Source organism: Escherichia sp. 94.0001 (genome assembly GCF_013369155.2).
Lineage (GTDB): Bacteria > Pseudomonadota > Gammaproteobacteria > Enterobacterales > Enterobacteriaceae > Escherichia > Escherichia coli_F.
The window spans coordinates 1-6,399 of sequence record NZ_JABWMS020000111.1 but is presented as its reverse complement, the minus strand read 5'-3'; the positions used below and the strand labels follow the sequence as shown (position 1 = coordinate 6,399).

The 6,399-nt window shown below is 45.1% G+C and carries 7 protein-coding genes and 1 pseudogene; all 8 read right to left on the bottom strand.

The annotated features are described in order from the left end of the window. The coding region (locus tag HEN33_RS23830; protein WP_053445532.1) for a shufflon system plasmid conjugative transfer pilus tip adhesin PilV at nt 1-1,125 on the bottom strand (1,125 nt) is incomplete at its 3' end. Continuing rightward, the gene (locus HEN33_RS23825) at nt 1,125-1,781 is read right to left on the bottom strand and encodes a prepilin peptidase (RefSeq protein WP_001193553.1); all 657 of its coding nucleotides are present in this window, start codon (nt 1,779-1,781) and stop codon (nt 1,125-1,127) included. The genes HEN33_RS23830 and HEN33_RS23825, both read right to left, overlap by 1 nt. Continuing rightward, a complete protein-coding gene (locus HEN33_RS23820) occupies nt 1,766-2,326 on the bottom strand; it encodes a lytic transglycosylase domain-containing protein (RefSeq protein ID WP_000014116.1) in 561 nt (186 codons plus the stop codon). Before HEN33_RS23820 ends, HEN33_RS23825 begins: the two co-directional genes overlap by 16 nt. A 9-nt stretch (nt 2,327-2,335) precedes the next feature. Further along, nucleotides 2,336-2,950, bottom strand: coding sequence for a type 4 pilus major pilin (locus HEN33_RS23815; RefSeq protein ID WP_000959785.1), 615 nt, complete (start codon nt 2,948-2,950; stop codon nt 2,336-2,338). A gap of 17 nt (nt 2,951-2,967) precedes the next feature. Beyond that, the gene (locus HEN33_RS23810; RefSeq protein ID WP_001208805.1) at nt 2,968-4,065 is read right to left on the bottom strand and encodes a type II secretion system F family protein; all 1,098 of its coding nucleotides are present in this window, start codon (nt 4,063-4,065) and stop codon (nt 2,968-2,970) included. Between the two features lie 12 nt (nt 4,066-4,077). Continuing rightward, a complete protein-coding gene (locus HEN33_RS23805; RefSeq protein ID WP_176263693.1) occupies nt 4,078-5,631 on the bottom strand; it encodes a GspE/PulE family protein in 1,554 nt (517 codons plus the stop codon). 10 nt (nt 5,632-5,641) lie between these two features. Continuing rightward, nucleotides 5,642-6,094, bottom strand: coding sequence for a type IV pilus biogenesis protein PilP (pilP, locus tag HEN33_RS23800; RefSeq protein WP_001247336.1), 453 nt, complete (start codon nt 6,092-6,094; stop codon nt 5,642-5,644). Continuing rightward, nucleotides 6,081-6,347: pseudogene (pilO2, locus tag HEN33_RS23795) on the bottom strand (type 4b pilus protein PilO2); the annotation flags it as partial. The gene pilP and the pseudogene pilO2, both read right to left, overlap by 14 nt. Nucleotides 6,348-6,399 lie beyond the last annotated feature (52 nt).

The window sequence follows — 6,399 nt, the reverse complement described above, 5'->3', positions numbered from 1 at the left end:
GTTTGTGTAAGAACCATTGAGCGAACCAGAAGTCTTCCACGTACCGGATTGGCACGAAAGTATTGCCCCTGTATTATCGCGGCCTACAAGGCCGTTAGGCGAACATGATGCGCCAGCAACGGCAGTTCTTTCCAGTTGTAAGTATTCACCAGTATAAAGGCGACCATCAGCCCGAACAGTACCGCCTTTCACCTGACCGCCGGTATAGATGCCCTTGTTGTTTACACTTCGAACCCATGATCCATCGGACATATAAAATCCGCCACCGTGAGTTTCATTGAGCCAGCCTTTACTGTTACGAGTAATTAACCAACCATTATTACTTCTGATATCACCGCCAGCGGTGACATTTACGTCAAAGTTTCCGCTATTGCCTTTTACCTGACCGCTGAAAGTGCCATTTACACCATTCACATTGCCGCTGAAATTACCTGTCTGGGCATTTACTGCCCCAACGTTATTCAGGTTATTTGATCCCATATCAATGGCCGTGTGCATTTTGTTTAAGTCAGGGCGACCATTGACCTGGAATCTGTAAAGACGATCAGTGTCCTCAGCTGCACCACTAAGTTCATCTGTCGATAACAATACGGCAATATGCCCGTTACCGCTTTTGGCACCATAATTACTTAAAGCTACTGACCAGGAACGTAATGCACCTGTGGCTGTTTTGCCGTCCTGGATATATCCACCAAGACCAGCGGTAATATCCTTAGCCATCTGGATAAGTGCTTTCACTGGATAAGGTGTGCCACCACTGGATACAACCATTGCCTGTAGTAATTCCGGGTTTTGGGCGTTTCGAACCACATATGCCTGTAACCGCTGCCCCTCGCTGTTTGTCTCAGTAAACCCGCTGGACAAAAAGCCGGTATTTTTCAGCATGGTTGTCGTGATAACGGCAGGAGTTGTTGTGGTACTACTGCCCTGGAGAGTCGTGTAGTTTTTCCCTATATAAGAGCGGGCCGCACTGGTCCAGTTGCTGACAAGACGTGCTTCAGTTTGCCATCCTTTTGTTTGAATATAGTCCTGCCATATGCCCGCTCCCCAGGCAATCAGGAGCATAACAATCAGTAAAGCCGCGCCAGTTTCCAGCGATGCCCAGCCTCGGTCATATTTTTTCATCAGATTACCCATAGTGGTTGATAAAGATTATCCAGCAGCAAAAGGACATGGCCAAAACATAGCCATGGACCCAGAGGGCCTTCTTTATGCCCTTTTATGCACCATGTTGAATGCCATAAGACAAATCCTCCTGTGCCCAGCAACACACACCATATGGCGTTATATAACCCTGACCATGCGGTAATACCTGCAATAAGCCACAGGTCTCCAGTGCCAATATTAAGACGATGGCGGTTAACTAATTTATGAAGGCAGAATAAGACAATTGCAGCAGTGGCAAATTCTGTTGTACGGAACCACCATATATCAGTCGTGATTTGTGATAGCATTCCTGCAATTAAAAAACGTCGGGTGAATGTTCCTGGTAATAAACCTGTCAGTGCATCCGTTACCGCCATTTGCAGTATGAACGAAAGAATAAGGACAGCATGAATACGGTAGAGCAGTGGTGATGATGATAAAATAATTAACGCCACAGCTATACTGTATAGCCATATTCCTGACAGAACAGCAGGGTGTGTCTTATACCAGAGATGTCCCGTATCAGATAAAAAATAACGAACTCTGAATAGCAGAGTTCGTCCAATAATGGAAAATGTGAACATCAATGGCAGTATATAAACAGGGGATAGACTTATGCCTACGATTGTCTGCATTGCCTGCCTCCCTGTCCGGGAAGACATATCCCTTTCATGTCACGATAAATTCTCCATATTTTATTGGCATATTGCTCTCTTGTTTCATGTCTGTCCTTACGGAATCCGGCATTGTATGACCCAAGGCAATTCCAGCTGACGCCACATATCTGAAAATGTCTTGCCAGTATCCAGCTTCCTATATGGATATTAAGGCATGGTTTGGTAATTAAATCCTCAGACTTTTTTATTACGCCCATATTTATCAGCTTTGGAATATGGGTTGAGTTTATTTGCATCAACCCATAATCCGTGCTACTGGCTTTACCTGTTTTTTTGTCCTTATTTATATTAATTGCGCCCGGCCTCAACGAAGATTCCCCGGCAGAAATAGCCTTCAATAATAATGGTTCAATTTGATAGCGCGCGCCGGCAGCGGCAAAGCAATTGTCCCACTTGTTGGTCCAGATCTGTTTGGGAGCTACGTATGAAGCTCGGGCGGGTGGAATAAGAGAAAAAAGCAGGATTAATGAAATAAGTCTGAGGGGTACTGTACCCCCTGACATTAAAACTCCTTAACCATTGATGGTGAAGATAAGTTTGTTTGTACCAGTGCTGCCATTATCTGCCTTGCATTGCGTACTGGCTTCTTCAGTAGTGACTTTTCCATCACTGTGAGCAGTACTGTTCAGGGTAATGCCGTTAGTTAAACCAGTTTTACTGATTCGTGTGGCAATCTGGATACAGGCATCCTGTGGGACTTTATCATAGGTAACGGTAAAACCGTTGTTGAACCCTGATGTTGAAGCCGGGGCAACAGTTACAGCACCGCCCCATGCGTTATAGAGCGTTGCTGTACCAGATGTTTTGTCGCCCTGTACGGTCATCCCAGAGGGAATGACACCCATCTGAATGAGGGCACCTGTCATTTTGGCACTGCTGGTAAATGTATATCCATCGCTACCTTTTAGCAGGCTCTGGGCACTTGTGATAATTGTTTGTATATTTGCGGTTTCAGTTGCCACATTGGCTCTTGTACGCAACGCATACAAACTACCCAGAACAACGACTATAACAAAAAGAACAACGAGCGCTATTGTTCCCTGCTCCAAAATTGCCCATCCTTTATCATGAGGCTCATTCTTCTTATTATTTCCAGTTAAAGTGGTATTAATATTTTCTACTAACATAAATATCCTCGTTTTGTTTAAAAGTTACCCATGCTGTTGTCACTAATAGACTGAATATCCATAATGGCAAAAACCAGTAACATGAGAGACATGACAAGAAATATCAGCATAATTAAACGAATCACGTTTGCCCGTTTCTTTACACGTTGAAGTGTTTGACTAAGCCATCGTTGACCATAATTGCTGATTAGCTCTGTTGCGCCATCTCCCTGTAATAAAGACAGGAAGTTGGCTGCTTCCCTGGATGGGAACTGATAACCGCACTGACGCAAAGCCAGTCCAAGATGATCCCCCTGGCGGACGCGGTAAATAATGCTGTCAAGACGTGTGCTTAACCATGGTGATGCAAACTCCTGAAGAATGTTTAGCGAGTTGAGCGTCGTCATTTTGGCTTTCAGAAGTGCAGCCATATTCAGGAGAAATGTTGCTCCCTGTATATCCTGATAAATACTCCATGGCATTATCTTGTCGGCAAAAGTACGAACACTGTCAGGGCTTTTCCAGTTTGGCAGAGACCATGATATTAAACCTGTGATCACTGCAAAAAGAACGGCACATATAGCGCCGTAATTATCGACAAAAACAGATAATCCATAAAGAAAACCAAGAGCACCACTCCATGAATCGGGGGAGCTTATTTTGCTCAGTTCAGGTATTAGCTCTGTATTCAGAACATATAATGTCCCCGTCATCATGATTAACAATCCCACCGGATAAATAGCCATTTGCCATATAGCCTGATGGATTTGTTCTTTTGCATCTGTAAGAGTGGTGGCGAATTGCAGTGCATCCACAATTGAACCACTTCTTATCCCGGCGCTGATTACTGCGGCCTCTTCCTGAGGAACCCATAAACTAAGAGTATATTCCAGAGAGTTTTCGCCACTGTTTTCACGAAGAGACTCAATGCAGTCTGTGGCCAGTTCAGCAAAGGGATGCCATTTTCGTCCAAAGTCTGTCCAGGCATCCCGCATCTGTTCCAGTGCGGTCTTTAATGGCTGTTTATTTTCCAGCAGAAAACGCAGGGCTTCGTAAAACTGCACCCTGTAGGGGGCGCTGAACGTTTTTCTGACAATGAAACGCCTCAGCCGTTGACTGAAATTCATTTCACGCATGTTGTTCTCCTGTTAGACATCATCGATGCTGAGGCGCTCGTCTTCGTCCAGAGGGATGATTCTGTCGGCTTCAAGAGGGTCTACCAGACCTTCATTGATACGGCGAAGAAGATGCTCTACACGACTGATGCCTTTCATGTTTTCCAGCCAGTATTTACGTGCTGCAACTTTGCCGCGTGTTTTCAGAATCTGAAATAAGCGGTTATCAGGTTCTATCACCTCAGCAATTACAGTCCTGCCGGTGAGGCCTTTACCTATTTCACCGCGCTTTCTGCCGTTAATGATTACGTCGTGATTACATTCAGAGCATCCGTGATGATTTCGGAACCAGATATTATCTGTACTGTAGAGTGAATCTTTATTGCAGTGCCGCTCAAGGTAATCACGCTCGTCGTCGCTAAGTTCAGGTGCTCGCTTTTCCCATGGAATACGGCAGGAGGGACACAGAGTTGGTACAAGGCGCTGGCTGATCATCCCAATCAGTAATTGCGCATCGCAAATAAGATCGGCATTCATACCCATCGTAATCATTCGCTCCGGTATACCCAGAGCTGAGTTTGTATGTAATGTCGTCAGAACTATGTGCCCGGTCTGTGCCGCGTAGGTGGTTGACATCATCGAGATAAGATCGCGCATTTCCCCTTCCATGATGGCATCAGGGTCAAGTCGCATTGCCGATGAAATAGCCCGACTCCATGCCAGTTTGACGGCATCTTCGTCGGATTTGTCGCAGATAATCGGAGTCTGTGTTGCTCCCAGTATCTGTCCTTCCAGCGGATCTTCGATTGTTAGCAGGTGTCGCCCCTGATTATCGTCAAGATATACACGGCAGGCGCTGCGTAACGTTGTCGATTTACCGGAACCGGTTGGACCTGACAGGACTATTTTTCCTTCCGGGCGGCGCAGCATTATGTTCAGCAACCGGATTTGTTCCGGGATAAAGCCCAGTTGTTTAAACGTGGGAACTTTATCTCCGTCATCGGGTATCAGGCGCATAACTGCAATCAGACCGTCTCCCGTAGGTCTGTGACTGTAGCGTGCACCAAATATTCCTATTTTTCGCATTAATTGTGGGGACAGGCGCGCATCCTGCTCCCTTTGAGGGAAGAAACTGGTTTCAGTGACATCAGCCATTGACAGAATGGCTGTTGCGCAAAGTGAATAGCCCAGTGCTGGTTGATCTTCATCTACAGTCTGCAGTTCACCGAATATTCTCATGCGAACTTTGAAAATAGACTCTGAAATTAAGAAATGAATATCTGAAGCACCAAGTTTTCTGGCAGTTTCAAAATAAGATAGAACTTTCTTCTCACTTTCACTGACATCAGCAAGGTCTTTCAGATGAATAATTCGTTCTTTCGGGCCTCTGTTTTTCTCATCCTGACCTGCCTCCTGTAACTCCGACAACGAGACTACTTTTGGGTTGATATCCGGATATAATTTTAGCAGCTCCTGGAGATTACTTTGTACGTCAGGCCTTGTCCGCTGGTTTGTTTCTATAAGAATTTCATGGGTGTCTCCCCTGGATATAAAAAGGAGAGCATCCTTCAGATTATATTTATCCATATCACGTTACTCAGAAAGTAAGGGTGGTGCCATCACTTAACGTGACGCCAGACAATGAGATCGACTTCACTGTGACGGATGTGCCTGGAAGCTGGCTGCCAGTGGTGACGCTTGTCTGACGTCCATCAGCCATGCGAAGAACGGCATTAAGACGTTTATCTTTGCCGTTTATTTCCATAATAACGGGCAATTCCTTTCTGTTTTTAGATGTCGGCTGCTCTGAAACTGATGGCAAAGAGGCAGTCACACCAGAGAAACCTGAAACAGTTTCAGATGATGAAGTAACATCTGATTCTTCGAGTTGTTTCTGTAGCTGTGCGCCCTGAACTTTTGCCTGTAAAAGAATATTCCGGTTTTGTTGTGCTTCAAGTTCTCCTATTGTGACAAGAGGTTGTGTTGTTGCAAATGAAAAACCGGAGAAGAAAAATATGGATGGAATAATGAGTAATTTACCTGGACGCATAAATATGACCTTCTGAGGAATAACTGAAAGTACCGCCGTTTAATTCAAAATGGATATTGCTCAGACGAACGCCGGTATCCTGAAATAAAGGGAACAACTCATCAGGATTTACAGGCGTTGATAAACTGAACTGATATTCTTTCCATTTCTGAACAGGGGCTGGTTCACCATCGTTACCTGGTAATGGTTCCGGTATGGCTATTTCATTAATGGCCGGCGTTAACTGTTTTTTCTGAAACCACGTGAACACCGTAAGCGTACAGCCTGAACCGTCTGGTCAGAATCTGACGAATTAGACAAAGTGG

Bases quoted from the DNA above. Each gene is read 5' to 3' on its own strand.
- HEN33_RS23825 (WP_001193553.1), bottom strand. From the start codon at position 1,781: ATGCAGACAATCGTAGGCATAAGTCTATCCCCTGTTTATATACTGCCA.
- HEN33_RS23820 (WP_000014116.1), bottom strand. From the start codon at position 2,326: ATGTCAGGGGGTACAGTACCCCTCAGACTTATTTCATTAATCCTGCTT.
- HEN33_RS23815 (WP_000959785.1), bottom strand. From the start codon at position 2,950: ATGTTAGTAGAAAATATTAATACCACTTTAACTGGAAATAATAAGAAG.
- HEN33_RS23810 (WP_001208805.1), bottom strand. From the start codon at position 4,065: ATGCGTGAAATGAATTTCAGTCAACGGCTGAGGCGTTTCATTGTCAGA.
- HEN33_RS23805 (WP_176263693.1), bottom strand. From the start codon at position 5,631: ATGGATAAATATAATCTGAAGGATGCTCTCCTTTTTATATCCAGGGGA.
- pilP (WP_001247336.1), bottom strand. From the start codon at position 6,094: ATGCGTCCAGGTAAATTACTCATTATTCCATCCATATTTTTCTTCTCC.